Annotated in this window: 1 pseudogene; it reads left to right on the top strand. The window is 67.1% G+C overall.

Annotation, left to right across the window (positions count from 1 at the left end):
- Positions 1 to 585 precede the first annotated feature (585 nt).
- Positions 586 to 1,576, top strand: a pseudogene (locus ACWDA7_RS52755) (integrase core domain-containing protein); the annotation flags it as partial.

Genomic DNA, 1,576 nt, shown 5'->3' with positions numbered 1-1,576 from the left:
AGGAAAGCGACGTCAGACGCGGGCGGCACCCGCGACCGATTTTCGCGCCGTCACCACGGCGCGGGCAACGCGCCACATGGACTTGAGTGATGTCTTTTGCTCGAGTTGAGCCTCAGGACCGGTGCCCGTGGTGCTGTCTGGGGTGTACGACAGAGCGGGGTGGAGCGCACTCGCGGGGGAGTCGCCACAGGACTTCGTCCATGTCCCGATGGTGGTGCCAGGCGGCCAGGATGCGGGTGGTCGTCAGCCGGTCGAGCAACTCTGCGATCTGGTGAGGGGGGCCCGCACAGGCGGGTGAGGACGTCCATGTCGGCGTGGTGGTGGACCTGGGCGCAGGTTTGCGTGGCCGGCATGAGTGCGATCAGTCGCACCGCGGGTGGTGCGGTGTGCGGCAGGAGCAAGGGCACCGGCCGCAGAGCCCAGTGGGCTGCGTGGCGGCGTGCACTACGACCGGGAGCCTGGTCCAGGACCGCTTTCTCCAGCAGCCGCACCTGCGGGTGCCGAAAACCCCATCCATGGTCTGTGACCTGCAGATTGTTGCGAACGGCCAGTGTTCGTCGGATGGGTGTGTCAGGTTGGTGGATCGTGCTGTTGCGACTGCCCTACCTGGCCGTGTCGAGCGTGTTCGCCTTCATGCGGGTGCTGCCGATGAGCGCTGTGGACAAGGACATCGAGATCTTGAGGCTGCGGCATCAGTTGGCTGTCCTGCAGCGGCAGATCGACAGGCCGCGCGTCACGCGGGCGGACCGCGCTTTCCTGGCCGCGCTCCTTCACCGGCTCCTCAGGCCGAGGCTGCGGCAGCTGTGTCTGGTCGTCTCGCCGGAGACGGTCGTGAGGTGGCACCGTGACCTCATTCGCTGTCGTCACGGGGCTGCCTCTCGGCGCAGGCGGTCTGGCAGGCTGCGGACCCGTCGTTCCATCCAGGTCCTTGTCCTGCGCTTGGTCCGCGAGAGCAGCTCCTGGGGGTATCGGCGCATCCATGGTGACTCGCCGTACTCGGCATCGAGGTGGCACCCTCCACGGTCTGGGGTGATCCTGCGAGCGCACGGGATCGAGTCGGCGCCCGAACGTGACCGTCAGACCTGGGCCGCGTTCTTGCGCGGCCAGGCCCACGCGATTCTGGCCTGCGACTTCTTCACCGTCACTACGCTGAACGGCGCGACCCTTTATATCTTCGCGGTCATCGAGCATGCCAACCGCCGCATCCGCATTCTCGGCGCGACCGCCCACCCCACCGCGGACTGGGTCACCCAGGCCGCGAGGAATCTCGTCATGGACCTCCAGGACGCCGGCGCCACCGTCCGACACCTGATCAGGGACCGCGACAGCAAGTTCACCCGCGCGTTTGATGCCGTCTTCGCGGCCGAGGGCATCGAGGTCGTCACCACCAGCATCCGCGTGCCCCGCATGAACTCGATCATGGAACGCTGGGTGCAGACCTGCCGACACGAGCTCCTCGACCGCACCTTGATCTGGAACCAGGCCCACCTGCTCCACGCGCTCGGCGAGTTCGAGTGCTTCCACAATCAGCATCGGCCTCACCGCAGCACCGTCCAGTGGGACTCCTGGCGCCGCG

Source organism: Streptomyces sp. NPDC001156, assembly GCF_053598275.1.
The sequence above is the reverse complement of the archived record's forward strand: the minus strand, read 5'-3'. Positions and strand labels throughout refer to the sequence as shown.